Source organism: Serratia sp. 2723 (assembly GCF_050434425.1).
GTDB lineage: Bacteria > Pseudomonadota > Gammaproteobacteria > Enterobacterales > Enterobacteriaceae > Chania.
In genome coordinates this window covers 1-26,035 of sequence record NZ_JBNDIN010000007.1, presented here as the reverse complement: position 1 = coordinate 26,035, position 26,035 = coordinate 1, and the positions used below count along the sequence as shown (strand labels likewise).

The 26,035-nt window shown below is 53.5% G+C and carries 28 protein-coding genes and 1 pseudogene; 21 read left to right on the top strand and 8 right to left on the bottom strand.

The genetic code is table 11. From position 1 onward, the window contains the following. Position 1: 1 nt before the first annotated feature. Positions 2-1,402 carry a cytochrome ubiquinol oxidase subunit I gene (locus tag ABIE29_RS12390; RefSeq protein ID WP_429619091.1) on the bottom strand — a complete coding sequence of 467 codons (1,401 nt, stop codon included), beginning with the start codon at positions 1,400-1,402 and terminating at the stop codon, positions 2-4. A 141-nt stretch (positions 1,403-1,543) separates the two neighbouring features. Here ABIE29_RS12390 and ABIE29_RS12385 point away from each other — a divergent pair, with 141 nt between their 5' ends. Beyond that, complete coding sequence (locus ABIE29_RS12385) at positions 1,544-2,953, top strand: PLP-dependent aminotransferase family protein (protein WP_429619090.1); 1,410 nt, start codon at positions 1,544-1,546, stop codon at positions 2,951-2,953. Here the strand turns inward: ABIE29_RS12385 and ABIE29_RS12380 are convergent. Then, on the bottom strand, positions 2,950-3,924 hold the full coding sequence (locus ABIE29_RS12380; protein WP_429619089.1) for an alpha/beta hydrolase: 975 nt from the start codon (positions 3,922-3,924) through the stop codon (positions 2,950-2,952). The two genes, ABIE29_RS12385 and ABIE29_RS12380, sit on opposite strands and share 4 nt — an antisense overlap. A 640-nt stretch (positions 3,925-4,564) precedes the next feature. Between ABIE29_RS12380 and ABIE29_RS12375 the strand changes: the two genes are divergently transcribed. The 6 genes and pseudogenes from ABIE29_RS12375 to ompC all read left to right on the top strand — a co-directional run bounded on the left by ABIE29_RS12375 (position 4,565) and on the right by ompC (position 12,574). After that, positions 4,565-5,779: an aspartate aminotransferase family protein gene (locus ABIE29_RS12375; RefSeq protein WP_429619088.1), complete on the top strand. Its 1,215-nt coding sequence runs from the start codon at positions 4,565-4,567 to the stop codon at positions 5,777-5,779. A gap of 50 nt (positions 5,780-5,829) precedes the next feature. Beyond that, complete coding sequence (gene astA, locus ABIE29_RS12370; RefSeq protein WP_429619087.1) at positions 5,830-6,864, top strand: arginine N-succinyltransferase; 1,035 nt, start codon at positions 5,830-5,832, stop codon at positions 6,862-6,864. Continuing rightward, positions 6,864-8,333 (top strand): annotated as a pseudogene (astD, locus tag ABIE29_RS12365) (succinylglutamate-semialdehyde dehydrogenase); the annotation flags it as partial. The gene astA and the pseudogene astD, both read left to right, overlap by 1 nt. A 254-nt stretch (positions 8,334-8,587) precedes the next feature. Beyond that, entirely contained in the window at positions 8,588-9,928 is a 1,341-nt protein-coding gene (gene astB, locus ABIE29_RS12360) for an N-succinylarginine dihydrolase (protein WP_429619086.1), read from the top strand. Between the two features lie 12 nt (positions 9,929-9,940). Beyond that, complete coding sequence (gene astE / locus ABIE29_RS12355) at positions 9,941-10,924, top strand: succinylglutamate desuccinylase (protein ID WP_429619085.1); 984 nt, start codon at positions 9,941-9,943, stop codon at positions 10,922-10,924. Positions 10,925-11,491: 567 nt separating this feature from the next. After that, positions 11,492-12,574: a porin OmpC gene (ompC, locus tag ABIE29_RS12350; protein ID WP_429619084.1), complete on the top strand. Its 1,083-nt coding sequence runs from the start codon at positions 11,492-11,494 to the stop codon at positions 12,572-12,574. Between the two features lie 85 nt (positions 12,575-12,659). Here the strand turns inward: ompC and ABIE29_RS12345 are convergent, their stop codons facing one another. Beyond that, positions 12,660-12,851, bottom strand: a complete 192-nt coding sequence (locus ABIE29_RS12345) for a YebW family protein (protein ID WP_429619083.1) — start codon at positions 12,849-12,851, stop codon at positions 12,660-12,662. A gap of 224 nt (positions 12,852-13,075) precedes the next feature. Here ABIE29_RS12345 and lysM point away from each other — a divergent pair, with 224 nt between their 5' ends. Together lysM and ABIE29_RS12335 are read left to right on the top strand one after the other, a co-directional pair. Beyond that, a complete protein-coding gene (gene lysM / locus ABIE29_RS12340; protein ID WP_429619082.1) occupies positions 13,076-13,516 on the top strand; it encodes a peptidoglycan-binding protein LysM in 441 nt (146 codons plus the stop codon). Positions 13,517-14,019: 503 nt separating this feature from the next. Beyond that, a complete protein-coding gene (locus ABIE29_RS12335) occupies positions 14,020-14,184 on the top strand; it encodes a hypothetical protein (RefSeq protein ID WP_164721903.1) in 165 nt (54 codons plus the stop codon). Positions 14,185-14,882: 698 nt separating this feature from the next. Here ABIE29_RS12335 and ABIE29_RS12330 read toward each other — a convergent pair. Beyond that, positions 14,883-15,269: a helix-turn-helix domain-containing protein gene (locus ABIE29_RS12330; protein ID WP_024486415.1), complete on the bottom strand. Its 387-nt coding sequence runs from the start codon at positions 15,267-15,269 to the stop codon at positions 14,883-14,885. A 101-nt stretch (positions 15,270-15,370) separates the two neighbouring features. After that, positions 15,371-15,541, bottom strand: coding sequence for a hypothetical protein (locus tag ABIE29_RS12325; protein ID WP_429619081.1), 171 nt, complete (start codon positions 15,539-15,541; stop codon positions 15,371-15,373). A 720-nt stretch (positions 15,542-16,261) separates the two neighbouring features. On the opposite strand from ABIE29_RS12325, the gene cbpA reads away from it, so the two are divergent. Together cbpA and cbpM are read left to right on the top strand one after the other, a co-directional pair. After that, the gene (gene cbpA / locus ABIE29_RS12320; RefSeq protein ID WP_429619080.1) at positions 16,262-17,182 is read left to right on the top strand and encodes a curved DNA-binding protein; all 921 of its coding nucleotides are present in this window, start codon (positions 16,262-16,264) and stop codon (positions 17,180-17,182) included. Continuing rightward, positions 17,182-17,484 carry a chaperone modulator CbpM gene (cbpM, locus tag ABIE29_RS12315; RefSeq protein WP_429619079.1) on the top strand — a complete coding sequence of 101 codons (303 nt, stop codon included), beginning with the start codon at positions 17,182-17,184 and terminating at the stop codon, positions 17,482-17,484. Before cbpA ends, cbpM begins: the two co-directional genes overlap by 1 nt. A gap of 186 nt (positions 17,485-17,670) precedes the next feature. On the opposite strand, the gene ABIE29_RS12310 is transcribed toward cbpM, so the two are convergent. Then, a complete protein-coding gene (locus ABIE29_RS12310) occupies positions 17,671-17,883 on the bottom strand; it encodes a YccJ family protein (protein ID WP_429619078.1) in 213 nt (70 codons plus the stop codon). Positions 17,884-18,053: 170 nt separating this feature from the next. On the opposite strand from ABIE29_RS12310, the gene ABIE29_RS12305 reads away from it, so the two are divergent. From ABIE29_RS12305 to ABIE29_RS12280, 6 genes are all read left to right on the top strand, one after another. After that, positions 18,054-18,293 carry a DUF2766 family protein gene (locus ABIE29_RS12305; RefSeq protein WP_429619077.1) on the top strand — a complete coding sequence of 80 codons (240 nt, stop codon included), beginning with the start codon at positions 18,054-18,056 and terminating at the stop codon, positions 18,291-18,293. A 140-nt stretch (positions 18,294-18,433) separates the two neighbouring features. After that, entirely contained in the window at positions 18,434-18,556 is a 123-nt protein-coding gene (locus ABIE29_RS12300; RefSeq protein ID WP_121608988.1) for a PhoP/PhoQ regulator MgrB, read from the top strand. A 98-nt stretch (positions 18,557-18,654) separates the two neighbouring features. Further along, a complete protein-coding gene (locus ABIE29_RS12295; protein ID WP_429619076.1) occupies positions 18,655-18,936 on the top strand; it encodes a YebO family protein in 282 nt (93 codons plus the stop codon). 202 nt (positions 18,937-19,138) lie between these two features. Further along, positions 19,139-19,441 (top strand): phage protein NinX family protein, encoded by a 303-nt coding sequence (locus ABIE29_RS12290; RefSeq protein ID WP_429619075.1) that lies wholly within the window; start codon positions 19,139-19,141, stop codon positions 19,439-19,441. A gap of 90 nt (positions 19,442-19,531) precedes the next feature. Then, the gene (locus ABIE29_RS12285; RefSeq protein ID WP_024531219.1) at positions 19,532-19,768 is read left to right on the top strand and encodes a DUF4060 family protein; all 237 of its coding nucleotides are present in this window, start codon (positions 19,532-19,534) and stop codon (positions 19,766-19,768) included. Positions 19,769-19,942: 174 nt separating this feature from the next. Next, the gene (locus ABIE29_RS12280; RefSeq protein WP_429619074.1) at positions 19,943-21,313 is read left to right on the top strand and encodes an amino acid permease; all 1,371 of its coding nucleotides are present in this window, start codon (positions 19,943-19,945) and stop codon (positions 21,311-21,313) included. Positions 21,314-21,349: 36 nt separating this feature from the next. Here ABIE29_RS12280 and ABIE29_RS12275 read toward each other — a convergent pair whose 3' ends face one another. Then, the gene (locus ABIE29_RS12275) at positions 21,350-21,634 is read right to left on the bottom strand and encodes a hypothetical protein (protein ID WP_065684260.1); all 285 of its coding nucleotides are present in this window, start codon (positions 21,632-21,634) and stop codon (positions 21,350-21,352) included. A gap of 212 nt (positions 21,635-21,846) precedes the next feature. On the opposite strand from ABIE29_RS12275, the gene ABIE29_RS12270 reads away from it, so the two are divergent. From ABIE29_RS12270 to cspE, 3 genes are all read left to right on the top strand, one after another. Further along, a complete protein-coding gene (locus tag ABIE29_RS12270) occupies positions 21,847-22,845 on the top strand; it encodes an MBL fold metallo-hydrolase (RefSeq protein WP_429619073.1) in 999 nt (332 codons plus the stop codon). Between the two features lie 748 nt (positions 22,846-23,593). Continuing rightward, a complete protein-coding gene (locus ABIE29_RS12265; RefSeq protein ID WP_002211058.1) occupies positions 23,594-23,710 on the top strand; it encodes a DUF2627 domain-containing protein in 117 nt (38 codons plus the stop codon). A 41-nt stretch (positions 23,711-23,751) separates the two neighbouring features. After that, on the top strand, positions 23,752-23,961 hold the full coding sequence (gene cspE / locus ABIE29_RS12260; RefSeq protein WP_002221949.1) for a transcription antiterminator/RNA stability regulator CspE: 210 nt from the start codon (positions 23,752-23,754) through the stop codon (positions 23,959-23,961). Positions 23,962-24,026: 65 nt separating this feature from the next. Here the strand turns inward: cspE and ABIE29_RS12255 are convergent, their stop codons facing one another. After that, positions 24,027-24,740: a polyphenol oxidase family protein gene (locus ABIE29_RS12255; protein ID WP_429619072.1), complete on the bottom strand. Its 714-nt coding sequence runs from the start codon at positions 24,738-24,740 to the stop codon at positions 24,027-24,029. A gap of 147 nt (positions 24,741-24,887) precedes the next feature. On the opposite strand from ABIE29_RS12255, the gene rlmA reads away from it, so the two are divergent. Continuing rightward, a complete protein-coding gene (gene rlmA / locus ABIE29_RS12250; protein ID WP_429619071.1) occupies positions 24,888-25,754 on the top strand; it encodes a 23S rRNA (guanine(745)-N(1))-methyltransferase in 867 nt (288 codons plus the stop codon). Positions 25,755-26,035: the final 281 nt, after the last annotated feature.

The window sequence follows — 26,035 nt, the reverse complement described above, 5'->3', positions numbered from 1 at the left end:
TTCAGCTCCTGTCGTCCAAAGTTTCGTGTACCGCTGAGAGCGGGCGTGCCGGTGTGCCGTGGCCGCTTGGCTCGTCACCTTCATGGGCCTGCGGGCCTTTGCGGATCAGGCGCATCATGTAGGAGTAACCGACGCCAAACACTGAGCAGTAGACGGCGATAAAGGCCAGCAGGCTCACGCTCATATGGATGTCGCCGTGGGCAGAGACCGCATCGGCGGTGCGTTGCAGCCCGTAGACGACCCACGGTTGGCGGCCAATCTCGGTGGTGAACCAGCCCGCCAACAAGGCAATCAGCCCCGAAGGCCCCATCCACAGAATGAAGTACAGGAAGGGCTTGGATTGATACAGCCCACCGCGCCAGCGTAGCCACAGGCTCCACACGCCAGCCAGGATCATCAGCATGCCTAGTGCCACCATGATACGGAACGACCAGAACACAACGGGAGAGTTAGGACGATCTTCCGGTGGGAAGGATTTCAATGCCGGAACCTGCTCGGTGAGGCTATGGGTGAGGATCAGGCTACCCAGATAAGGGATTTCCACCTTGAAGCGGGTTTCTTCACGTTCCATATCCGGCCAACCGAACAGGATCAGCGGCGTGGCCTCTCCCGGCGGGTTGTCCCAGTGGCCTTCGATGGCGGCGATTTTGGCCGGTTGATATTTCAGCGTATTGAGGCCGTGTGCGTCGCCGATCACCGCCTGGATAGGGGCGACGATCAGTGCCATCCACATGGCCATCGACAGCATCTTGCGCATGGCTGGCGTATCACGGCCACGCAGCAGGTGCCAGGCCGCCGAGGCGCCGATAAAGAAGGCCGAAGACAGGAATGCGGCGGTAGTCATATGCAGCAGACGGTAAGGGAAGGACGGATTGAAGATCACTTTGAACCAGTCAACCGGCACAACGACGCCGTTGATGATCTCATGCCCCTGCGGGGTCTGCATCCAGCTGTTGGAAGCCAGGATCCAGAAGGTGGATATCAGCGTGCCGAGTGCTACCATACAGGTGGCGAAGAAGTGCAGGCCGGGACCGACACGATTCCAACCAAACAGCATTACCCCCAGGAAACCGGCCTCAAGGAAGAAGGCGGTCAGGACTTCATAGGTCAGCAGCGGACCGGTGATACTGCCGGCAAACTCGGAGAAGAAGCTCCAGTTGGTGCCGAACTGATAGGCCATTACCAGGCCAGAAACCACGCCCATACCGAAGTTGACGGCGAAGATTTTTGACCAAAAGTGGTACAGGTCCCGGTAAGCCTGATTGCCGGTTTTCAGCCATAGACCTTCGAGCACCGCCAGATAGCTGGCCATGCCGATGGTGATCGCCGGGAAGATAATATGGAAGGAAACGGTGAAGGCAAACTGGATCCGTGCCAGCTCCAATGCATCAAGTCCGAACATGGAGCCTCCTTGATTTGTTCATAATCGGCCTCTTAGGAAAGCGAAAACTTGCTTATTAAAACTTGCGCTAAGTAAAGCATGGAGTAGAGTAACAATAACAGTGACAGTTATTTCACTTTTTACTATAACAGTTGGAATTGTATGACCAGATATGAACAGCTCGCCCAGCAGATCCGCGAACAGATCCAGAGCCGGGTATGGCGTGCCGGGGACAAGCTGCCCTCGCTGCGGGAAAGTGGTAAACGTGCCGGTCTGAGCCTGATGACGGTGGTGCAGTCATACCAGCTACTGGAAAGCCAGGGCTGGATCGTAGCACGTCCGCAGTCTGGTTACTATGTGGCGGCTCGTTCACAGGCGTTACCACAGCCCATCCGGGGCGAAAAACTGCTGGTGAGCGAACAGGTGGATATCAACGCCTTTATCTTTGACGTGCTGCAAGCCTGTAAGGATCCGGAAATTGTGCCCTTCGGTTCGGCCTTCCCGGATGCCACCTTGTTTATGCAACCCAAGCTGGCCAGGGCGTTGAGCAGCGTAGCCCGAAAATTCACGCCTCACAGTTCGCTTGCCAACCTGCCGCCGGGCAACGAGGCATTGCGTCGCCATATTGCCCAACGCTATGCGCTGAATGGGATGCAGGTCTCTCCTGATGAGATTGTGATCACCGCCGGGGCGATGGAGTCGTTAAGCCTCAGCCTGCAAGCGGTGACGCAGCCGGGAGACACGGTGGCGATTGAATCCCCGGCATTTTATGGTGCGTTACAGACGCTGGAACGCCTGAAGCTGAAAGCGGTGGCGATCGCTACCCACCCACAGCACGGGATCGATCTGGATTCGTTACAGCAGGCGATTAAGCAGTATCCGATCAAGGCCTGCTGGCTGATGACCCATTTCCAGAACCCGCAAGGGTCGAGCATGTCGGCCGAGAATAAAAAGCGGCTGGTGACGATGCTGCGTGAGCATCAGATTTCGTTGTTGGAAGACGATGTGTACGGCGAGCTTTATTTCAGCGCCGAGCGGCCATTGCCTGCCAAGGCGTTGGATCAGGGGGGACAGATTTTGCACTGCTCGTCGTTTTCAAAATGTCTGGCTCCGGGGTTCCGCGTGGGCTGGGTAGCAGCAGGGCGATATGCGCCGCAAATCCAGCGCTTGCAGCTGATGAGCACCGTTTCAACCAGCGTGCCGACTCAGATGGCGATCGCCGATTATCTGCTGCATGGCGGCTATGATACCCATTTGCGTCGCCTGCGGCGTTTATTGGCCCAGCGCCAAAGTGCCATGCATCAGGCGATCGCCCATCACTTCCCGCCGACGGTGAAGGTCAGCCAGCCGGATGGAGGCTATTTCCTGTGGCTGGAGCTGGAGGCGACACAGTCATCCATGGAGCTCTACCAGCGTGCGCTGGCAGAGGGTATCAGTATTGCGCCGGGGCGAATGTTCACCACCGGCGATCGTTTCAACCACTGTTTCCGCCTGAACGCCTCCTTCGAATGGAGCGACAGGCTTGAAACCGCCATCAAGACCTTGGCCAGGCTGATCCGTAGTCTGGGCTAGGCCAGATAATGCTTTAACGCGCGTCCGGCCTGATGAATAGCCGAATGTACCGCCGGAACCTGGGCTAGCGGGTTTAACAGGCCGTAATCGTGGATCAGCCCATTATAGCGGGTGGAGGTTACTTCAACGCCAGCCGCGTTCAGCAGGCGGGCGTAGGCTTCCCCTTCATCCCGTAGTACGTCCAGTTCGGCGGTCTGTATCAATGCCGGTGGCAGCCCTTGCAGCTGTTGCAGGCTAGCATTGAGCGGTGAGGCGTAGATCTCCTTACGCTGGGCCTTGTCGGTGGTGTAGTTGTCCCAAAACCATTTCATCATATTGCGCGTCAGGAAATGGTCTTCGGCAAACTGATGATAGGAATCGCGATCAAAACTGGCATGGGTGACCGGCCACAGCAGGATTTGGCAGCGCAGTGCCGGTGTGCCTCGCTCTTTGGCCATCAGGCTGACCACCGTCGCCATGTTACCGCCAACGCTATTGCCCACGACAGCCAGTCGGCTGCCGTCGACGTTGATCTTTTCTCCGTATTCCGCCACCCATTCCGTGGCCGCGTAGGCTTGCTCGATGGCGGTGGGATACTGGGCTTCTGGCGACGGTGTGTAATTGACAAACACCGCTACCGCTCCGGAACTGTAAACCAGATCGCGCACCAATCGTTCGTGGGTAGGGAAGTCACCTAATACCCAGCCGCCGCCGTGGAAAAACATAAATACCGGCAATTTACCTTTCACCCGAGGTGGGCGCACGATGTGCAGCAGGATGTCCTGCCCGGCGACGTGAATGGTTTTCTCTTCGATCTCGACCTCACGCTGTACCACCTCCACGCTGCGCTGTGCGCCTTCCAACACCTTACGTGCCTCCTTTGGCTTCATCTGTTCCATCGGTTTGCCGCCGCTGGCATTTAACTCCGCCAGAAACGCGGCTACGTCTTTAACCGCTGCGGGCTGGGTGGCATCAAAGGTTTTCTTGCTCATGTTGGGATCCTTAACGTTGAGGAGGAACATTGAGTACGGGGTAGCTTAACAGTGTAGTCAAAGACTGGGGGTTCACCCGCAATGCGGCTTTTGTTACGGCGAATCGATGGCTGTGCCAAATGAGGGCGCATTGCACGATTGCGGTGCAAAAGGGCGCAGATCCCGTCACCTAACGCAATTATTTTTGCGAGCAGGATCAGAAAAGCGGAAGAATTTTGCGATTGAATAGGATTTCTCCGGTGTTGATGATTTTAGGCCCTATTTTTGTCATTAATCATTACAAATGCATAAATATTGAATATTTATGCAATATAACTCCTTGTTTTAACGAAAAAAATTAGTAAAACCGTCAAAATCCCCGTTCTGGCACGATAGCTGCTCTACACTATTTATCAAATGGGCTGTATTTTAACTACTCATTAACATTTATTCCCCGCTCAGGGGCGTTAAATGCGGTATTAATAGCGAATAACCGATTTTATGTAACAGGTTTGTATCTGAGTAGGCGGCAGTGAGCAGCATTATCGTCGGCCAGAAAAGATACTGGATAACCGGGTTATTTTGCTTTTTCGCCAGCCTTGCGCCACCAGAGCGGTCCTTACCGCCAAAATTCAGCCTTTGCTGACGTTATGAGGTCATTATGGAACAGCCAATCGCAGTTACCCGCCAGTCTTTCGACGACTGGATGATCCCGGTTTATGCCCCTGCGGACTTTATTTTGGTGCGGGGAGAAGGCTCACAGGTTTGGGATCAGCAGGGGAAATCCTATATTGATTTCGCTGGAGGCATTGCCGTCAACGCCCTGGGCCACGCCCATCCGCGGGTGTTGGCGGCGCTGGTCGAACAGGCAGGCAAGCTTTGGCATCTGGGCAACGGTTATACCAACGAGCCAGTGTTGCGCCTGGCCAAACAGCTGATTGATGCCACCTTTGCCGACAAGGTATTTTTCTGCAACTCCGGCGCGGAAGCCAACGAGGCCGCGCTGAAATTGGCGCGAAAATATGCACGGGATAGTGGCAACGGCGAAAAGAACCAGATCGTCGCGTTCAATAACGCGTTTCATGGCCGCACCCTGTTTACCGTTTCTGCCGGGGGCCAACCAAAATATTCACAGGATTTTGTCCCACTGCCTGGCGGCATAACGCACACGCCGTTTAACGATTTGGCGGCGGCTGCGCAGGTGATTAACGACCGTACCTGCGCGGTGATCGTTGAGCCGATTCAGGGGGAGGGTGGTGTGGTACCGGCACAACCGCAGTTCCTGCAAGGGCTGCGTGAACTGTGCGACCGCCACGGCGCATTGCTGATCTTTGATGAGGTACAAACCGGCGTGGGCCGCACCGGCTCGCTGTATGCCTATATGAATTACGGGGTAGTGCCGGACGTATTGACCACCGCCAAGGCGTTGGGCGGCGGTTTCCCGATCGGCGCAATGATCACCACCGACAAGCTGGCGAAAACCCTGGGCGTCGGTACTCATGGCACCACCTACGGCGGCAACCCACTGGCGGCGGCGGTAGCTGGGGTAGTGTTCTCGCTGATTAACACACCGGAGGTGCTCGATGGGGTGAAGCAGCGTCTCGAGTGGTTTATCGCCGGGCTGACGCAAATCAACCTGCAGTATCCGATCTTTAGCGAAATCCGCGGGGCGGGTCTGTTAATTGGCTGCGCTCTGAACCCGGAATATGCCGGCAGAGCCAAGCAGATCACCCAACTGGCTAACGAGGAGGGGGTGATAGCCCTGATCGCAGGCCCGGACGTGGTGCGCTTTACGCCTTCGCTGATCATCCCGGAACAGGATGTGAAAGAGGGGCTGGCGCGATTTGCGCGTGCTGTGGCGCGGATTTGCAGCTAATCAAGGCGGCTGCGCCCGGTGCGCAGCCGATGACTTCCGAGGTTCGCATTATGATGATTATCCGCCCCATAGAGCGCCGTGACCTGGCTGACCTGCTGACGCTCGCCGGTAAATCCGGTATTGGCCTCACCTCTTTGCCACAGAATGAAGAGACGCTGTCGGCACGTATTGAGCGGGCGTTAAAAACCTGGCAAGGCGAACTTCCCCAAAGCGATCGCTGCTATCTGTTTGTGATGGAAGATACCGAACGGCAACAGGTCGTTGGCGTCAGCGCGATCGAAGTCGCGGTTGGGCTGACCGAACCCTGGTACAGCTTCCGCGTGGGTACCCAGGTGCATGCTTCAAAGCAGCTTAATGTCTATAAATCGGTGCCAACGCTGTTTTTAAGCAACGATCATACCGGCCATTCGGAGCTCTGTACGCTGTTTCTCGATCCGGACTACCGCCATGGCGAGAATGGCAAGCTGCTGTCAAAGGTCCGCTTCCTGTTTATGGCCGCATTTCGCAACCAATTCTCCCGCAAAGTGATCGCGGAGATGCGCGGTTATTCCGATGAAAATGGCCGTTCACCCTTCTGGGAAAGCGTTGGCCGCCACTTCTTTTCTATCGAGTTCGCCAAGGCGGACTATCTCAGTGGCACCGGGCAAAAGGCGTTTATCGCCGAACTGATGCCAAAACACCCGCTGTACGTCGACTTTCTGGCCGAAGATGCGCAGAAGGTGATCGGCGAAGTTCACCCACAAACCGCACCGGCGCGCAAGCTGCTGGAAGCCGAAGGGCTGCGCTATCAGGGCTACGTCGATATCTTTGATGGAGGCCCGACGCTGGAAGCCGAGATCGACGAGATCCGCGCGGTGAAGCGCAGCAAACTGGTGAAAGTGGTGCTGGATGATGCGCAGGTATTCAGCGAGGCCCCGGTGTACCTGGTGGCTAACGACAACTATCAGCATTATCGCGCCCTGTTGGTGCATGCCCAACTGCATGATGACCGCTTGCGTATCAACGCCGAGACGGCGGTGGCGCTGGGTGTCGAACAGGGGAGCCAGGTGCGGGTCATCAAGCTTATTGCTCAGGAGAAAATGTAATGTCACATCCTGCATTGTTAATTAATGGCGTCTGGCTGGCAGGCCGGGGCGCTGAGTTCAGCAAAACCGATCCGTTGGATAATCTGCCGCTGTGGCAGGCCAACGCGGCCAATATTGACGACGTGACTGCGGCTTGCGCGGCCGCACGTGAGGCTTTCCCTACCTGGGCGCGCACGCCGTTTGCCCAACGCGAACAGTTGGTAAAACGCTTTGCTGCCTTGCTGGAGGAACATAAACAGCACCTGGCCGAGACCATCAGCCGTGAAACCAGTAAACCCCGTTGGGAAACCTTGACCGAAGTCCAGGCGATGATTGGCAAGGTGGGCATTTCGCTACAGGCTTATCAGGCACGTACCGGAGTGACGGAAACCGCAATGGCCGATGGCGCTTCGGTGCTACGCCATCGGCCGCATGGCGTGCTGGCGGTGTTTGGCCCTTACAACTTCCCTGGCCATTTACCGAATGGGCATATCGTTCCGGCGCTGCTGGCGGGCAACTGCGTGGTGTTCAAACCCAGCGAACTGACGCCGTTGACGGCGGAGGTGACGTTACAGCTGTGGTTGCAGGCGGGTTTGCCGGATGGGGTGATCAATCTGGTACAGGGTGGGCGTGAAACCGGTGAGGCATTGGCCGGCTGCGCAGATATCGATGGGCTGTTGTTTACCGGTAGTGCAGGCACAGGCTACCACCTGCATCGCCAATTGGCCGGTCAGCCAGAAAAGATCCTGGCGCTGGAGATGGGCGGCAACAACGCGCTGATCGTTGAACAGGTAGAGGATTGTGACGCGGCGGTGAATCTGGCCATTCAATCGGCGTTTATTTCTGCCGGACAGCGCTGTACCTGTGCTCGCCGCATTTTGGTGAAGAACGGGCCACAGGGGGATGCCTTTATTACGCGCCTGGTTCAGGTAGCGTCTGCGCTGCGCATCGGGCGTTGGGATGCCGAACCTCAGCCGTTTATGGGCGGGGTGATCTCTTCTTCTGCGGCAGAAAACATGCTGGCAGCGCAGCGCCACCTGTTGGCATTGGGCGGTAACGCCTTGTTGACCATGAAATCGCTGGAGAGCGGCAGCGCGTTATTAAGCCCCGGCATTATCGATGTGACCGGTGTGGCGGATGTGCCAGACGAAGAATATTTTGGCCCGTTGACCACGATCATCCGTTATGACCATTTCGACCAGGCACTGCGCATTGCGAACCACACCCGCTATGGCCTGTCCGTAGGGCTGGTGTCCCCGCAGCGGGAGCAGTTCGAACGGCTGCTGCTGGAGGCGCGAGCCGGTATTGTCAACTGGAACAAGCCGCTGACCGGCGCTTCCAGTGCGGCACCTTTCGGTGGCGTGGGGGCTTCTGGCAACCATCGGCCAAGTGCGTTCTATGCGGCAGATTACTGCGCTTGGCCGATGGCTTCGCTGGAGAGTGCCAGCCTGACGCTCCCCACCAGCCTGTCACCGGGCCTGATATTTAACTGGTCTGCCCCTCACCCCAACCCTCTCCCAAAGGGAGAGGGAGCTGGTACGCAGCGGTATTCAGATACAGAGCCAACCTGTGGCCAGGTGAGAATAGAGACATTTATAGCAGCGATTTTTTATGCCTCAACGATCAGCCAGAAGAAGAGATAACCGCTGGCACGTTCTATTCCCTCTCCTTGGGGAGAGGGTTAGGGTGAGGGGGATAGCACCCAGTGACAGGCATCACCCTTCGCAATTTACAGGAGAGAAAAATGTCCGGATATGAAGTCAATTTCGATGGGTTGGTTGGCTTGACGCACCACTATGCCGGGCTGTCGTTTGGCAACGAGGCTTCGACGCAGCACCGCAACAGCGTGTCGAACCCCAAGCTGGCGGCAAAGCAGGGGCTGCTGAAAATGAAAGCGCTGGCAGATATGGGTTTCCAGCAGGGCGTGTTGCCACCGCAGGAACGGCCTCATCTCCCTACGTTACGTAAATTGGGCTTCAGCGGCAGCGACGAAAGCGTACTGGCCCAGGCGATGCGCACCTCACCGCGCCTGCTCTCGGCGCTCAGTTCGGCCTCATCCATGTGGACGGCCAATGCCGCGACGGTTTCGCCTTCGCCAGACAGTCAAGATGGCAAAGTGCACTTCACCGCCGCCAACCTGAATAACAAATTCCATCGTGCGATTGAGGCCGAAACCACCTCCAGCGTGCTGCGTGCCATCTTCAATGATGAGCAATACTTTACTCATCATGATGCCTTACCACAGGTAGCGCTCTTTGGGGATGAGGGGGCCGCCAACCATAACCGCCTTGGGGGCGACTATGCCAGGCGCGGGGTGCAGGTCTTTGTCTATGGCAAGCAGGAATTTGGCGGGGAAAGTGCTCCGATGCGTTACCCGGCTCGCCAGACGCGCGAGGCCAGCGAGGCGATCGCCCGTCTGCATCAGTTACAAGAGCAGCAAACGGTATTTCTGCAACAAAATCCGGCGGTGATCGACCAGGGCGTTTTTCATAACGACGTGATCGCCGTCAGCAATCAGCAGGTACTGTTCCATCATCAGCAGGCGTTCCTGCATCAGCAGCAGGGGCTGGATCAAATCCGCCGTAAGATGGCCTTGCTGGAGGCGGAGCTGGTGGCGATAGAAGTGCCAACCTCCCGTGTCAGCGTGGGGGATGCGGTGGCGACCTACCTGTTTAACAGCCAGATCCTGACCAAAGGCGATGGCAAGATGATGATCGTGGTGCCGGAAGAGTCCCGCCAGCATCCGGGAGTTTGGCATTATCTGTCGGAGATGATGGCCAGCGGTGGACCCATCGATGAGATCAAGGTGTTCGACCTGCGCGAAAGTATGCGCAATGGCGGCGGCCCGGCTTGCCTACGCTTACGCGTGGCGCTGAACGGTGCTGAGTTGAGGGCGGTGAACCCACGGGTGATGATGAACGATACGCTCTTCGCCACCCTGAACGACTGGGTAGAGCGCTATTACCGCGATCGTCTGGTACAGGAGGATCTGGCAGACCCGCAACTGCTGCATGAAGGGCGCGCGGCGTTGGATGCCCTGACTGTTATCCTTGGGCTGGGTAATGTTTACCCGTTCCAACAGTAACCGGAGGCAATAGTGAGCAATTTATTGGCTCTAACGTTGGCAGGAGCGTCTCCCGCCACCACCCAGGGTGAAAACGCTGACCTGCGCTGGAAGTGGCTGGGGGAAGGTCTATTGGAGCTCAGCCCGCTGCAAGGCTATCGGCAAGCGGTGGTGCTTTCTGCCGGTATTCACGGCAATGAAACGGCCCCGATCGAACTGCTTGACCGATTAGTGAACGAGATCTTCACAGGCGTGCGGCCATTGGCGGTGCGCTTGCTGGTAGTGTTAGGCAATCCACCGGCGATGCGTGCCAATCAACGTTATCTGGCAAGCGATATGAATCGCATGTTTGGTGGGCGTTATCAGCAGTTTGAGCCCTCTGGCGAAACGGCGCGGGCGCAGCAGTTAGAACAGGTGGTCAGCAGTTTCTTTGCCGGGGAGCAGGCCACCCGCTTTCATTACGATCTGCACACGGCGATCCGCGGATCGCTGCTGCCACGCTTTGGTATCCTGCCCTATCAACCACAGAGTTACAGCCCCGAGATGTTGGCATTACTGGACGCCGCCGAGTTGGATGCACTGGTGATACATCAGGCGCCCGGCGGCACGTTCAGCCACTTTTCCAGCGAGCATGCGCAGGCGGCCAGCTGTACCCTCGAATTGGGCAAGGCGCGTCCCTTTGGCAGCAACGATCTGCAGCAGTTTTCCGCTATCAATAAAGCACTACAGGCTCTGGTCTGCGGGCAATCTCCCCCTTTGCGGGGGCAGGCTCCGATTCGGGTATTCCGTGTCGAGCGGTCGCTGATTAAACGCAGTGAATCGTTCAAACTCTATTTAAGTGACGATACCGCCAATTTTACCGCTCTGCCCCAGGGTACCTTATTGTATGAGCAGCCGGGGGAAAGCTATCGGGTGCGGCATGAAAAGGAGTGGGTCCTGTTTCCCAACCCCAAGGTGGCATTGGGGTTACGTGCAGGCATGATGTTGGTCGAAGTCCCGCGTAGTACCCTGTTTTAATCTTAACCCCGCTCAATACGCCACCGGTAAGTGACTTGTGGCGACGTTTTTCCTTTTAAACTTTAATAGCATAATTTATTTAATCAGTTGACGGGTTATTTGGTCTGTTACGTACCAAGGGCCACAAATGGGGGTAAATCGGATTAAAGATAGAATTATTTGCGCAATTTCTGCCAATCAGATTGATATAAGTTAAAAGTGTGAAATAAGTAACGTTATTGATTAGCATGCTAATTTTGCGGTTATTCAAAACCGTCGGTAAATCATACGAAATTAAATTTAGTTGCCCCTTTTTGGTGCATAATAACGTAAGTGTTATGGCTTATGCGTTAAAAATCTTTATAAATCATTAAATTGGAATAAGCTTCAATGTAATGTTTTGTTACAAATAAACATGCTTTATGCGCACTGTTTCATGAACTTTTTTATTTTAAGTTTTTATTCATGATGCTAATGTCACATGGCGCTTTATTAAGGGGCGTAGATAAAAAACAAAATGATAAAAATCACAGCCCAAAGCATAAATTGGGCGTGACGGGCAGCTTTTAATAAAATCTAGGAAAATAAATGATGAAACGCAGTGTAGTAGCCCTGGCGGTTGTTCTTGGCACCGTCGCCTCTATGGCCAATGCGGCCGAAATCTACAACAAAGATGGCAATAAACTCGACCTGTACGGCCGTGTTAACGCCAAGCACTTGTTCAGCGATAACAAGTCTGCCGATGGCGACGCCACCTATGTGCGTTTTGGTTTTAAAGGCGAAACGCAGATCAATGACCAACTGACCGGTTACGGTCAGTGGGAATATAACGTCCAGGCTAACCACGCCGAGTCGGCGGGTACCGAAGGCACTAAAACTCGTCTGGGTTTCGCCGGTCTGAAATTTGCCGAGTACGGTTCCTTTGACTATGGCCGTAACTACGGCGTGGTTTACGACGCAGAATCCTATACCGATATGTTGCCTGAGTTCGGTGGTGATACTTATACCTTCACCGATAACTTCATGAATGGCCGTTCTACCGGCCTGGCTACCTACCGTAACCGCAGCTTCTTCGGTCTGGTCGATGGTCTGAATATCGCATTGCAGTATCAGGGTAAGAACGAGAATGACCGCAGTAACATCCACAAGCAGAACGGTGATGGCTATGGTATGTCTGTGGACTATCAGGACATCGGCGGTAGCGGCATTGGTGCTGCGGCAGCATTCTCTGATTCTAACCGTACTAAATATCAGAAGGACGCTACCAACGGCAAAGGTGACAGCGCGACGGTCTGGACCACCGCGCTTAAGTATGATGCCAACCAGGTATATCTGGCGGCCATGTATGCTGAAACCCGCAACATGACCCCGATCACGGTTAATGGCGTTGCTGGCTTTGCCAACAAGACACAAAACTTTGAAGTGGTCGCGCAATACCAATTCGAAAATGGCCTGCGTCCATCTCTGGCTTACCTGCAGTCCAAGGGTAAAGACATTGAGAACATCGGCGATGTTGATTTGGTGAAATATATCGATATCGGCGCGACTTACTACTTCAACAAAAACATGTACACCTACGTTGATTACAAAATCAACCAGTTGGATAACGATAACAAGCTGAAACTGAAGACTGACAACGTCGTGGCAGCCAGCTTGACCTACCGTTTCTAAGCCGTATTCAAACCTCATTCCTGTGTCGGAACGTGGTCCAAAAGGCAGAGCGCAAGCTCTGCCTTTTTCAGTTCGGCCTTAGGGATCAGAAAGGGGCATACTCGCTGGCAGGCAGCCAGAAGCCGTCGATAAAATCCTCGATCGGAAAACAGCCGGCATGGCGTAACCGTTGTTCTTTCATTGCTACCAGGCATTGATGCTCATCACGTAACACATCGACGACGATATCGGAACAACCGCTATCCAGATAGCACACGAACATTACCAATGCGTACATAACCTATCGTGTCCCCCATTAAGGCTCCAATCCCCATTGTAGGTAAAATCGGGCTGAATTTAGCTAATTAATACAAAAAAATAATAATTGGCCAGACAAAAAAGGTACTTTCAGAATATTGGCAGCGTTTAATCATCCTTAAGAGGATTGAAGTTCCGCTCCGTACTGCTAAGCTTAATGAGTTTTAAGATTTCTTAACTATCCAATCATTAACGGGAGCGAATATGGGATTGTTTAACTTCGTCAAAGAAGCTGGCGCAAAACTGTGGGATACGGTGAGTGGTAACGCTGCGGATCAAAGCGCCAAGCTGAAAGAGCATCTTGATAACAGCGGCTTGCCAGATACGGATAAGGTGGACGTTCAGGTCGTTGATGGCAAGGCTGTGGTCACCGGGGACGGAATCAGCCAGGAGCTGAAAGAAAAAATTCTGGTTGCCGTGGGTAACGTGGCGGGTATTAGCGGCGTAGAAGATAATGTTGCTGTAGCGCAGCCAGAAGCGGAAAGCCGCTTTTATACCGTCAAGAAGGGCGATACCCTGAGCGCCGTTGCCAAAGAGATGTATGGCAATGCCAACCTGTACAACAAGATTTTTGAAGCCAACAAACCAATGTTAAGTCATCCAGATAAGATCTATCCGGGCCAGGTATTGCGCATCCCGCAATGATGCTGAAGATCTCGGTAATCGAAGCCCGATCTCGGGTTTCAGCTGGGTAATCCGGCGCCCCGACAGGGGCGCTATGCTGAAATTCCTCAACCGATGCATCTGCTGAGTCTGTTCATACAGACGTTCGGCCCTTATCAGTTCCTCAACCTCAATTAGATAAATCCAATGAATGTTTCTAGCCCGCGTACGGGTAACCTATCCTGAGAGTCTTGACCCTGTTGCAGAAAATTGTTAGCGTTTGTGCGTGAGAAAAGTCTTATCATTACCTGCGTAAAATCTGAAAGTTGCTTAAACATCAGGGTGCCCCTTTGGCATCAATACTGTGTGGCATGCGATCGGAGAGTAGAGGGTGTGAACACCCCATTAGACAAGAAACACCAGGAAAAACATGGACAATGCGCAACGGGTCATCACAACGTTGACGGAGGTTGCTGCATATTGATCATTTTCACGTTGACGATCACACAGTAGGTGGGAGTAACTTACTGTTTTCAGGAGATAAAATGGAACACAATCCGCACGATGAAACCAAGCTTATTGCGGTCATTGCCTTATTGGTCTCAGTGTTGCTTGTCGTGTCGATCTTGTTTGGCATCACGTATTTATCCGATCTGCGGCACATCGATCACGAGGTCGATGCCAAAAGCTGTTACATCAAAGGCGGCTGAAGCCAGAGGTGCGTTTAGCGCAATCCTTGAGTCGATGATGAAAAATTTTTGCCGTATACCTTGGTTTATTTGGGGCTTAACGCAGCCGCTGCGATTTAACCACTCATAAAGGTTACGGCGAATTATTCGTCGGCAGCATATCGTTAAATAGATAGCGATCGTTGGATAGCGTTTTCCTGCCACGGTAAAGCCGCTACAGCCCAGGCGTAGCTAAGGGTGCCGCGTTTTATGACCGTCTTTGTTGATGATGCTCAGGGGCATGAGCTGCGGACTTGGTTGGTTAATCGGTCTAAATAAATTCGCTTTAATTATATTTAAGTTGTTATCAATGACTAAAGTGAATGTATTTCTTGGATATATTTGTGATGTTAATCAAATATTGTTATTTATCCCGAATCAGGACGCTGTCGTAAATAGGGGCGCACTGCTACGCTGAGATGGATCTGCACTGAAATTTCTGTCAGTTCTATTGCCGAAGTAAGCGAGGTGTTTATGAGCCAATTACTCTCCCATGCAAGATTATCCCATGTTGTGATCGCCACTGCGGTGTTTTGGGTTTGCATCGCTATACTCGTGGCGGTAGCACTAAGGTAACGCTGGATGATTAATCAACAACCCTGATGCAGCTAGCACACTCCGCCGACGGCTCCTTTCTGGAGCCGTTTCTTTAGCCGTAACTTAAACAACCCACAGCCGCATCACGCCATCTTCTGGTGAATAATATGTAGCGGAGGCTCGATATGCAGATCGACACTCAGATCCTGACGGAAGTCATAGGGCGTAATGTTGAAACGCTTTCTGAACATGTAGGTGAAGTGTGATTGGGAACCGAAACCAAAATCCAAGGCGATATCGAAAATGGAAGCCTCGCTGCTGCGCAGTTGGTACACCGCTCCGGCAAGGCGGCGCTCGCGGATGTACTTGCCCAACGAGATCCCCGTCGCTTCTTTGAACAGCTTCTGCATATGCCACAGTGAATAGCCGGAATACTCGGCCAACTCTTCAAGGTGGATCACTCGTCCCAGGTGGGTTTCGACCCATTTACTGAGTGCGCAGACGAGTGCGAGGTGATGTTCTTGTATCAATAACTTTACCCAATTGATTTTGTCGTTTAACCGCAGCGCAGAGCTTACGGCAGGCTCACTTAGCGTACCTTACAGACCTCAGGTTGTCACCTTCGTGCCGGTTAAAGCGGGATCGTTATGACCTTCGCCATCAGGCAATCTGCAAGACGGACAATCTCCGTCGCGTCGTCTGGAATAAACCCCATGGTGAGCGCCATCCCCAACAGGACGTTATCCTGGCTGAAAATCGGGTAGGCGTTCGAATACTTGGGTAACATTGTAACGTACCGCATAGCCTTGCTGACGGATCTTTTCGAGCTGTTTTGGCACAACCCAGCCGAAGGAGTAGTTCTACTCATCGTGCAGCCCACATAGCGCATTATTGATGATTATCGCCAACGTCTGCTGTTTGCCTGCTGCCGCGGCCTGCGCAACAACTTGCTGCCAAGCGAGTGCATCCAGCAGAAAAAAGCCTCAATACAGTGCTTGCCAGCATTCGGAGAAACCAGCTAATCTGGGATCGCCCGCTACCGCAAATACCAGGTAGTCCAGGCCAGCAATGTAATTAACCAAAACAGAGAGTCAGCCGTAACAACGCCACGTTGATGGGGTGATCGCATGTTAATGACAGTGATTATTACTCTTTTTGTGATCGTGGGCGTCGCCGCTTTTATGGCAATGCCAGTGATGATGGTCAATAACACGCAAGGCGTGGGAGGTGAAGAACCGTGAAACTGGCTAGCAACCGGAACCTGCAATGTTAACTCACAACACACTCACAACCTGATGACGGGCTCAGACATGGGCAGCGTCATCAACATTTTATCTTATCAGCACGGCGAATTCCGCACGCTCCGCAATCAAATCAGCCCGAAACGCTAAATCACCGCGTGAAGTGATGCGCATACTGCACTAACTGCTTGATGGCGCTACAATGAGCCCTATTTCCTCAACCTGCTCACGCATCAACGCGCTATCCACTTTTCCGGCCACAGTAAAGAGACCATAGCATTATGGAAATCAAGGATTACTACGCCATTCTCGAGGTTAAACCCTCAGATGATATCAAGGCTATCAAAACCGCCTACCGCCGCCTGGCACGCAAATATCACCCCGATGTCAGTACCGAGGCTGATGCTGAAACGCGCTTTAAAGAAGTCGCAGAAGCCTATGAAGTGCTGAAAGACAGCGAACGCCGGGCCGAATATGACCAAATGCGGCTGCATCGTAACGAGCCTAACTTCGGCCGACAGACCCGGCGTGAAGAGTATGGTGGCGCCGAGGATTTCTCCGACATCTTCTCCTCGATGTTTGGCCAGCGTGCACGTGGTCGCCAGCAGGGCCAACCGCGTGCGGCTCGCGGGCAGGATGTTGAGATCGGCGTAGCGCTGTTCCTGGAGGAGACCCTCGCTGAGCAAACCCGCACCCTGAGCTATAAGGTGCCGGTGTACAACGCTTTTGGGCAGACAGAGAAAGAGATCGCTAAAACGCTTAACGTGAAAATCCCTGCGGGTGTAGCTGACGGGGAACGCATCCGCGTAAAAGGCCAGGGTGTGCCGGGTATGGCTGGTGGAGCCAATGGCGATTTGTACCTGATCATTCAGCTGGCACCACACCCGTTGTTTGAGGTGATCGGGCACGATCTGGAAATCGTTCTGCCCTTGGCACCTTGGGAGGCGGCGTTAGGCACCAAGGTTTCAGTGCCTACGCTAGCGGATAATATCCTGTTGACCATTCCTGCGGGGAGCCAGACCGGGCAGCGGTTACGCGTCAAAGGGAAGGGGCTGGTCAGCAAAAAAGAGACCGGCAATTTGTATGCGGTGATCAAGATTGTCATGCCTGCCAAACCTGATGAAGACAGCGCCGCACTCTGGCAACGACTGGCCGAGGCGAATCAGGCCTTTGATCCTCGTACGCAATGGAGTAAAGCATAATGGCCAAGCTACAGATAACCTTCACCATTACCGAGTTTTGCCTGCATACCGGTGTAACGGAGAACGAACTGGCCGAGGTGGTGGGATTGGGAGTGATCCAGCCCCGCGATCTGACGGAGGATGATTGGCTGTTTGATGATGGGGCGGTGGTGGCGTTTAATCGCGCCCAGCGTTTGCAACGTGAACTGGCTCTGGATTGGCCCGGCATTGCAGTGGCGCTGACGTTGCTCGACGAGATTGAACAGTTGCGCAGAGAGAACGCCCAGCTACGTCATCGTCTTGAGCGCTTTATTGCAGAGTGACGCCCCTCTTACACAGCGAGAGGGGGCCGATCGAGTCGGGTGAAAGTGTAGTGATTCATCATGAGCATCGGCTGACTCACCTTGGACTAAGGGGTGATCGAGTTTGCTGATATGACCTCTTTACTTCCAAATGGGCAGGGGCAAACAGCTCCCTCTCCCTGTAGGAGAGGGTTGGGGTGAGGGGCCTTAGACGTTTTTGCGCTCGATGGTTTCTTCGCCCCAGTACAGTTGGTCGGCTTCGGTTTTACTGAACGCCAGCGGCAACACTTCATCGCTGCCTTCTTCCCAAATTTTTTGCGCCAAGGCCTCATCGTTACCGGCCAGCTCAAAGATCGCTTCGGCAATTTCTACCGAGGTTTCACGCACTGTCGCCCAAGATTTCACATTATGATTTGCCATGACTGCTCTCCTGTTGAGTGTGAGGCACAGCCTAGTATAGGCCACAACTCCGCCGCTGGTTTTTGCAAGGCATGCGTATTATTGCCGGAAATTCAGGGCGGAACGCCTGCGGCAAAATGCGAAACGGCGTGGTATTCTTTGCCGCGTTTAAATCAACAGGGGGAAAAATTATGTCTGACACATTGAGCAACGATCAGGAACTGGTCTCTGACCTGGTTGCCTGCCAACTGGTTATCAAGCAGATCCTGGATGTGATCGACGTGATCGCGCCGACGGAAGTACGGGACAAGATGGCCAGCCAGCTCAAGAGTATCGATTTTGCCAGCCACCCGGCCGGGGCCGATCCGATCACCAAGCGGGCGATTGAAAAAGCGATTGCGCTGATTGAGATGAAGTTTAACCGCGAATAACCAGGTCATCTACCATCCCTGATGGGCAGGGAAATCTAAACGGCCGGTTAAACTTCGTTTAAGTTGCCTATGCTAGCATGTCGATTAGGTTAACAACGTAATCATGAGGCTGCTAATCTTTGAGGCGTAATAAACTGCTGGTGATAGCGGCAACGCTGGTTGCCTGCTTACTTTTCTATCTGCTGGCTCTGGATAGTTATTGTGATCAAGGTGGGAAGTTTGCACTGGGCATTTGCTCCATCACGCGTATTGTTCCCTGGTAACATAGCGAAATAACAATTTTTCGCAAACTTGCCTCTGGCCTTGGTGAGAATGTTACAATATCAGCTTGGTTGAGGCAGTAAAGTAGATAGGGTTGTCCATGTTTGATTTAGCTTCTGGCCCGTCCGGCCTGATTTCCATCGCCGTCGTGGTGTTGGCCGCATTGCTTGGCCTGTGGGTCTGGTTCATAGTGAATCGCGCCAGCGTACGCGCCAACGAGCAGATCCAGCTGTTGCAGGAAATCGCCGAGCAGCAGCGCCAGCAAACGGCACTGTTAAAAACGCTGGTGAAAACAGCCCGTGGGGACAAGGTATCGGCTGACGATTATGATGACGATCATAGCCCGGCGTTGAGTTATAAAGGGTTTATCCCAGAGCGTTAATCATGTCCCTCATTTGGTGAGAAGGTAAAGGACACGTCGGTTATCTCAGTTTCAGTTTTAACCGGATCGCCTTCTCACCATTCCTCTGCAACAACCTGCCATTCCATTAGTAAAAATAATGTTAACGACTCGCGAGCTGTCATAAATCTGTCGTATTGGCGTCGTAATGTAGCGCCAACTCTACGAAAGATGGATATCAGCAATGATTAGATGGTACGAAGAAAGCGACGCCGAAGTGAACCGCAGTATTGCGTTAATCACCGGGGAAAACCCGGACAAATGGTACCCTTACGGCGGTGTGAAAGGGAAAGACTACTGCAAGAACCCCTCCGATGCCTGGCCGATTATCTGCGCCAACAACATCAGCCTCAATGCCCCTGAACAAAGTGACCAGCCACAGTGGCAAGCCAGTATTATCACCCGGCAAGGGGAGTGGCAAGCCGGCAGTCACAGCCCGTTGCGTGCCGCAATGATCTGTTTTTTATTGAGTCAGCAAGCGCAATAAATCAAATGTTAGTCGATAATGTAGATGACCTGTAATGATGAGACACCGCCTTATTCTGACAATGGACCTGTCGCTGACGGAGACTGTTTTATGAAGCGCATTATCAAAGGTGACACCAATCTCTCTCATTTAGTGATTGCCCATGCGGCGATCGATTGCCATGCCAAAAGCTATGGGCTGCACCGACAAGGCTGGCCCTCAACCTACCTGATAAAGTATCAAAACGATCGCGTGGCGGTGGAGGTCATCACCCGCCGTCAATCCTATGTGGCGACGCTGATGATCGGCGCTCGTAACCTCAGCAAACTGTGCGGTATGCCAAGCTGACTGGCGTAGCAAACCTCCTGCAACTCTCTGGCCCGGTTAAAGATAATCGGGCACTAGGTTGTGTCCTAATCCTTGATGCCTGAAAGGTTAAGTGTTAAAACGCCCGCAGGTTTATTTATTGGTTGGCGATATCTTGCGCAATGCTGCCTGGATACTCAGCCGGACGAGGATAAGATGGGCGGTCAGCTTCAGGATACCCCGCTAAAACGCGGTTTAAAAAACAGACATATACAACTTATTGCCCTGGGAGGTGCCATTGGTACCGGCCTGTTCCTGGGTATTGCACAAACCATTCAGATGGCCGGGCCTTCCGTACTGCTAGGCTATGCCATTGGCGGTTTTATTGCCTTTTTGATCATGCGGCAGTTGGGAGAGATGGTGGTGGAAGAGCCGGTGGCCGGTTCCTTTAGCCATTTTGCCTATAAATATTGGGGGGACTTTGCCGGTTTCTTATCCGGTTGGAACTACTGGGCGATGTTTATCCTGGTCGGTATGGCGGAACTGACCGCCGTAGGGATTTATATTCAATACTGGTGGCCGGAAATCCCAACCTGGGCATCGGCGGCAGTTTTCTTCGTCGTGATTAACCTGGTCAATCTGGTGAACGTACGCCTGTATGGGGAAACCGAGTTTTGGTTTGCCATCATCAAGGTGGCGGCGATCCTGGGGATGATCGTATTTGGTGCCTATCTGTTGGCCAGCGGCAACGGTGGCCCGGAAGCCAGTATTAGCAACCTATGGGATCAGGGCGGCTTTATGCCACACGGCATCAGCGGCCTGGTGATGGCGATGGCGGTAATCATGTTCTCGTTCGGTGGGCTGGAAATGGTGGGTATCACCGCAGCAGAAGCAGCCGATCCGCGCCGTAGCATTCCTAAAGCCACCAATCAGGTGGTGTATCGCATCCTGATCTTCTATATCGGCTCGTTGACGGTGTTGCTGTCACTTTACCCGTGGGGCAAGGTTGTGGAAGGGGGCAGTCCGTTTGTGATGATCTTCCATGCGCTCAACAGCAACCTGGTGGCGACCATGCTCAACGTGGTGGTACTGACGGCGGCGCTGTCGGTCTACAACAGCGGCGTGTATTGCAATAGCCGGATGCTGTTTGGCCTGGCGACACAAGGCAATGCGCCAAAGGCGCTGACCAAGGTCAACAAACGTGGCGTACCGGTGCTGTCTATCGCGTTATCGGCGCTGGCTACCTCGGTAGGCGTATTGATTAACTACGTCATGCCCGGTGAGGCGTTTGGCTTGTTGATGGCGCTGGTGGTCTCTACGCTGGTGATTAACTGGGTGATGATTTGCCTGGCGCACCTGAAATTCCGCGCGGCCAAGGATCGTCAAGGGGTGATCACCAGTTTCAGGGCGCTCTGGTATCCGTTTGGCAACTATCTGTGTCTGGTGTTCCTGTTGTTGATCCTGGTGATCATGTACTTCAGCCCGGGGATCCGCATTTCCGTGCTGTTGATGCCAGTGTGGGTACTGCTGTTGTGGATTGGGTTTATGCTGACCCGGCGTAAAAAGGTGGGTGGCAACAAAAGGTAGCATTCACGTTGGAGGCGCCGCAGCGCCTCCAAACGGTTAACGGGCGACGGCATTGCCCTGATGGTGGCGCCCCAGCCGCAGCAGCTTTCTGCACAGCAGGAACAGGGTGCTGATAACATCAATCACCACTACGCTAAGCATCAGCAGGCCCAGCATAAAAAAGCCTGCCAGGGTGCTTGCCAGTAACAGCAGCGGTGACGGTACGCGTAGCCGGCGCAGCTTCATTGCCAGATACATTTTCCAGTATTGCCCTTGCGTAGTCAGCGCTCGGCGATAGCGGCCCATACGAACGCGTGACTTGCCTGATGCAGTCCGGCTCATAACTCCTCCTTTTCAGAATGTCCTAGTAAGTAAATCACAAGGTTCTTAAGAAAGGCTTAACAGGTTCTTGGCGACCTTGGCCTTCTTACTCTGGCTATGACAACAATATCCACAAAAAGGTCAGTTGTTTGTCATTGCGATATTATAAGCTATTGGGTAGGCAACCTTGTAACGGTTGCGGAACCACTATGGTACTACAGGGAGAGAATGGGTTGAAAATAACCAACAAATATTACGATGCCAGTAAAGCGCATCATACGCCACAGGGATTCTGCAACCCGGAGCCGTCGCTACATCAGGCCGGGGATCTGAAGCGCTGGCAAGAGGAACGCAAGAAGCTCGGGTTGCCCAAGCCCCCTCAGGCAGGTTACGAGCAATTTATCGCCAACTGGTGGCAAGCCGCCGATCTGAGCGGCGAACAGGACCGTGTATGGTGGCTGGGCCATGCTTCCCTGCTGTTGCGCTTGGGGGGCCGCCATGTGCTGATCGATCCGGTACTGTCGCCAAGGGCATCACCTGTGAGTTTCTACGGCCCACATCGCAAGACGCCACCCCCGCTAACGGTAAAACAGCTGCCAGCGGTAGATGTGGTGCTGATTTCCCATAATCACTACGACCATCTGGATCGTCAAACCATCAGGGAACTGACCAAACGTTTTCGCAATGCCACCTTTGTTGTACCGCTGGGTCTCAAACGCTGGTTCAGCCATTACCCGGTCAAACGGGTGGTCGAACTGGATTGGTGGGAGAGCCTGACGCTGGACGAGATGACGCTCTACGCCACGCCTGCACGCCACTGGAGTATGCGCACACCCTGGGATCGCAACCGTTCCCTGTGGTGTGGTTGGGTGATCCATCACCCGGCGCTGCGTTTTTATTTCTCTGGTGATAGCGGTTACAGCGAGCGGTTGGTCGATATCGGTACCCGCCTTGGGCCGTTCGATATCGCGGCGCTGCCCATTGGTGCTTACGCCCCAAGATGGTTCATGCAAGAGCAGCATATGGACCCGCAGCAGTCGGTGAGGCTGTATCAGCAATTGAATGAACCAAGAGTGATCCCTATCCATTGGGGCGTGTTTGAATTGGCCGACGAGTCGTTGGATGAACCCCCTGAGCAACTCAGCCTGGCACTACGCGAAGCCGGTGTTGAGCAGCACCGTTTTTATCCGCTGAAGATTGGTGAACATCTGGAGGTTAACCCTAACTCCTAATGCGTATCATGGGGTTGCGGCGTACCCTGCATCGGTTAGGGCTTGGCGTGGTGCGGTTTTGCGGGGTTCGTGCCGGGTAATGGATAAAACAGCCGCGCCAAGATCAGTGAAAAAAATGCATTGGCGATTTCGTTAACCTACGGCGGAAATAGCCGCTGTCTTGGTTGGCGGTATTTTTATTATTTGTTTTTATCCTTACTAACTTAGCCACGGATATAAACCCGCAGGGCGGGGTAGCTATTTCATCTACCTGCGCATCCTTGGTGAAAAATTTGGCTCGCTGCATGATTATGCACTGGCCTGCGTGTGCGTACTGGCCTGAGTGAACGATTCTGTTGTTGCAGTTCAAAGCAAAACTATCCTGCTATGACAGGCTTCGCTACCAGAAGGTCGGATCAGTTGACCGATTGGCCTCCGGTCATCGATATTCAATAGATGTATATAAAATTCCATAAAGATTCAAAAAATTTTACGTTCTTTGACCTGCCCGGGGCTTATATGTGGTGAAAATCCCTCACGGCTGAGTTGAAAGAATTGTTAAAACTGAGGCGCCACGCGGAGTACAGCGTGGCTTCTTTACAAAGCAGAAAATAGCCAAGGCTTCAACCTCTTTTGCCCTATTTAAGCTATTCTTGCTGCTGACCGTTTCAAATATGTGCGACACGTCCATGAGTGATTAAAAATGGCTTGCCATTGATTCCAGAGTATGTGATAACGCACTTGGGTAAAACGAGGTACAGTTCTGTATATGTGTGGCATTTTCAGTAAAGAAGTTCTGAGTAAAGACGTTAGCGTTGAATACCGCTTCTCTGCCGATCCTTATCTTAGTGCCTCAAGCAGTAACGACTCTAGTTTGTCTATGTAACGCCTACGGGCGGTTTAAACAATCCAAAGGAAATACTCAAGATGGCAAAGATCAAAGGTCAAGTTAAGTGGTTCAACGAGTCTAAAGGTTTCGGTTTCATCACCCCGGCTGACGGCAGCAAAGACGTGTTCGTACACTTCTCTGCAATCCAGGGTAACGGCTTCAAAACCCTGGCTGAAGGCCAGAACGTTGAGTTCGAAATTCAAGATGGCCAGAAAGGCCCATCTGCAGTAAACGTTACTGCAATCTAATCAGCGTCAGCTGAACAAAAAACCCGCCTTAGTGCGGGTTTTTTCGTATCTGGCTCCAGTGAGCTTTACCCGGTAATGATGATACCGGAATACTGATTGCGGCCTTTAATCCCCGGATGGCTGGGATCTTGTGCGCGGCGATGGCTGTTGCGGCGATAACTGGTGTATTTAAAGCGCTGGGGCTGCCGTGGGTCGCTGTTGAGCGTGCAAATGGTGCAAGAGCCTGCGTGATCGACCGCGGCGAATCCCAAGGTATTGAGCTTGTTTACGGCGATGGCAGCCAGATCCAGATGGCGGTAGGTTGGGCTGATCAGCTCTGCTGGCAAGGGCAGTGCCTGTTGAAACTGTTCGACCAGCTCCTGATTAACCTCGTAGCAGCAAGCGCCCGCAGCGGGGCCGATGGAGACCACCCAGTTGGCGGTATCATCATCCAGGCCAATACGTTTGGCCATCTGCTCCAGAATACCATCCAGCAGACCGCGCCAGCCCGCATGTACCGCAGCAATGGCGCTACCGTCTTTACGGCTGAAAATCACCGGCAGGCAGTCTGCGGTTAGTACGCTGATCAGGATCCCTGGCTCGCGGGTAAAGAAGCCGTCGGCTTCACCACATGGCTGGCCCGGCTGATGGATATCGACGATGCGCGTACCGTGTACCTGTTTTTTCTCGGGCAGGGTACTGCGATAGGGCTGTAACGGCGTTGGCAGCAGGGCACCTTTATTGCCAAAGCCATGAGCGATGCCAGGAACGCCGCTGAGGAGCGGGGAATAGTCGGTCATAGAGCGCCTTGCCTGTGGCTGAAAAGAGAATGACAACCAGTGAACCAGTTTTTGAATAACTTGGCTAGTGGCAGATGGGCATCCGCCTTGCATCGTACACCAGCCTTCTTTAGACTACCCGCGCCATCTCTCTCTGGGATCTCATCCATGTCTTATCAGTGCCCCCTGTGTTTCCAACCGCTTGATTTTGCAAACCCGCAGTGGCGTTGCGAAAATAACCATCAATTCGACCGTGCCAAAGAAGGGTACGTCAACTTAATGCCGGTACAACACAAGCGTTCGAAACAGCCGGGTGACAGTGCCGAGATGATGCAGGCGCGCCGTGCATTTCTTGACGGTGGTTATTACCAACCGTTGCAACAACGGGTGGCCGAATTGTTAGCCAGCACCTTGCCTATTGAGCCGTTGGCGCTGTTGGATATTGGCTGTGGTGAAGGCTATTACACGGCAGCCGTGGCGGCGCGTTTGTCTCAGGAGCGGGTCGTAGCGGTGTATGGCCTGGATGTCGCCAAGGTGGCTATTCGTTCGGCGGCCAAACGCTATCCGATGGTCTCTTTTTGCGTGGCCTCCAGCCATCGCTTACCGTTTGCCGACGCGTCGCTTGATGCCGTATTGCGTATTTATGCACCCTGTAACGCCGAGGAATTGGCGCGAGTGGTGAAGCCGGGTGGGGTAGTTGTGACGGTGTCACCGGGGCCGCGCCATCTTTATCAGTTAAAACAGCAGGTTTATCAGGAGGTTCAATTACATGCGGAGCATGATGAGCAGCTTGAGGGCTTTCGCTGTGAATTAGCCGAGCAATTGGCTTATCCGATGACGCTGCCGGGTGAGCAGGCTGCCAATCTGTTGCAGATGACGCCGTTTGCCTGGCGCGCTTCGCCGGAGGTGCAGCAAGGTTTGCTCGACATGGCCACCTTTGCCTGCGAGACGGATTTCGCCATCCGCTTATATCGCCGAGTCGCCCCTCACCCCAACCCTCTCCCACAGGGCGAGGGAGTTGGTACGGAGCTGTAGTCAGTTACGGACGCTGATTTGCAACTGATGATGTGGTGTAGTCGCTAAATAGTGGCACAATCGGTTCCCTCTGCAACCCTCTCCAAAGGGCGAGGGGGGACTCACAGGTACGGGAGTTGGTTGGCAGCGTTGTCGCTGAAGTTTGGTGCGGGATTTAAGTGGTGGCACAATCGGTTCCCTCTGCAGCCCTCTCCAAAGGGCGAGGGGGGACTCACAGGTACGGGAGTTGGTTGGCAGCGTTGTCGCTGAAGTTTGGTGCGGGATTTAAGTGGTGGCACAAT

Coding starts and splice junctions, on each gene's coding strand:
- ABIE29_RS12390 (WP_429619091.1), bottom strand. CDS start 1,402: ATGTTCGGACTTGATGCATTGGAGCTGGCACGGATCCAGTTTGCCTTC.
- ABIE29_RS12385 (WP_429619090.1), top strand. CDS start 1,544: ATGACCAGATATGAACAGCTCGCCCAGCAGATCCGCGAACAGATCCAG.
- ABIE29_RS12380 (WP_429619089.1), bottom strand. CDS start 3,924: ATGAGCAAGAAAACCTTTGATGCCACCCAGCCCGCAGCGGTTAAAGAC.
- ABIE29_RS12375 (WP_429619088.1), top strand. CDS start 4,565: ATGGAACAGCCAATCGCAGTTACCCGCCAGTCTTTCGACGACTGGATG.
- astA (WP_429619087.1), top strand. CDS start 5,830: ATGATGATTATCCGCCCCATAGAGCGCCGTGACCTGGCTGACCTGCTG.
- astB (WP_429619086.1), top strand. CDS start 8,588: ATGTCCGGATATGAAGTCAATTTCGATGGGTTGGTTGGCTTGACGCAC.
- ompC (WP_429619084.1), top strand. CDS start 11,492: ATGATGAAACGCAGTGTAGTAGCCCTGGCGGTTGTTCTTGGCACCGTC.
- ABIE29_RS12345 (WP_429619083.1), bottom strand. CDS start 12,851: ATGTACGCATTGGTAATGTTCGTGTGCTATCTGGATAGCGGTTGTTCC.
- lysM (WP_429619082.1), top strand. CDS start 13,076: ATGGGATTGTTTAACTTCGTCAAAGAAGCTGGCGCAAAACTGTGGGAT.
- ABIE29_RS12335 (WP_164721903.1), top strand. CDS start 14,020: ATGGAACACAATCCGCACGATGAAACCAAGCTTATTGCGGTCATTGCC.
- ABIE29_RS12325 (WP_429619081.1), bottom strand. CDS start 15,541: ATGCGGTACGTTACAATGTTACCCAAGTATTCGAACGCCTACCCGATT.
- cbpA (WP_429619080.1), top strand. CDS start 16,262: ATGGAAATCAAGGATTACTACGCCATTCTCGAGGTTAAACCCTCAGAT.
- cbpM (WP_429619079.1), top strand. CDS start 17,182: ATGGCCAAGCTACAGATAACCTTCACCATTACCGAGTTTTGCCTGCAT.
- ABIE29_RS12310 (WP_429619078.1), bottom strand. CDS start 17,883: ATGGCAAATCATAATGTGAAATCTTGGGCGACAGTGCGTGAAACCTCG.
- ABIE29_RS12305 (WP_429619077.1), top strand. CDS start 18,054: ATGTCTGACACATTGAGCAACGATCAGGAACTGGTCTCTGACCTGGTT.
- ABIE29_RS12295 (WP_429619076.1), top strand. CDS start 18,655: ATGTTTGATTTAGCTTCTGGCCCGTCCGGCCTGATTTCCATCGCCGTC.
- ABIE29_RS12290 (WP_429619075.1), top strand. CDS start 19,139: ATGATTAGATGGTACGAAGAAAGCGACGCCGAAGTGAACCGCAGTATT.
- ABIE29_RS12285 (WP_024531219.1), top strand. CDS start 19,532: ATGAAGCGCATTATCAAAGGTGACACCAATCTCTCTCATTTAGTGATT.
- ABIE29_RS12280 (WP_429619074.1), top strand. CDS start 19,943: ATGGGCGGTCAGCTTCAGGATACCCCGCTAAAACGCGGTTTAAAAAAC.
- ABIE29_RS12275 (WP_065684260.1), bottom strand. CDS start 21,634: ATGAGCCGGACTGCATCAGGCAAGTCACGCGTTCGTATGGGCCGCTAT.
- ABIE29_RS12265 (WP_002211058.1), top strand. CDS start 23,594: ATGTGTGGCATTTTCAGTAAAGAAGTTCTGAGTAAAGACGTTAGCGTT.
- cspE (WP_002221949.1), top strand. CDS start 23,752: ATGGCAAAGATCAAAGGTCAAGTTAAGTGGTTCAACGAGTCTAAAGGT.
- ABIE29_RS12255 (WP_429619072.1), bottom strand. CDS start 24,740: ATGACCGACTATTCCCCGCTCCTCAGCGGCGTTCCTGGCATCGCTCAT.
- rlmA (WP_429619071.1), top strand. CDS start 24,888: ATGTCTTATCAGTGCCCCCTGTGTTTCCAACCGCTTGATTTTGCAAAC.